This is a genomic window from Lysinibacillus sp. NPDC093190 (assembly GCF_050280425.1).
Lineage (GTDB): Bacteria > Bacillota > Bacilli > Bacillales_A > Planococcaceae > Lysinibacillus.
Genome location: NZ_JBNNVG010000072.1, coordinates 411 through 631 on the forward strand (window position 1 = coordinate 411; position 221 = coordinate 631).

At 51.6% G+C, this 221-nt stretch carries 1 protein-coding gene; it reads right to left on the minus strand.

Features of this window, described 5'->3' with window-relative positions; translation table 11 throughout:
- A partial coding sequence (locus ACQKOF_RS25000; RefSeq protein ID WP_427563093.1) for a hypothetical protein occupies positions 1–221 on the minus strand: 221 nt, incomplete at both ends.

A 221-nucleotide genomic window follows, 5' to 3' on the forward strand; every position in this document is an offset into this window, starting at 1 on the left:
TAGAACCAGTCGCTCCAGTCGAACCGGTAACGCCAGTCGATCCGATGTCCCCAGTCGCCCCAGTTACACCTGTAGAACCAGTAACGCCAGTAGCACCAGTAGGTCCAGTGTCCCCGGTAACACCAGTAACACCAGTAACACCAGTAACACCAGTAACACCAGTAACACCAGTAACACCAGTAACACCAGTAACACCAGTAACACCAGTAACACCAGTAACA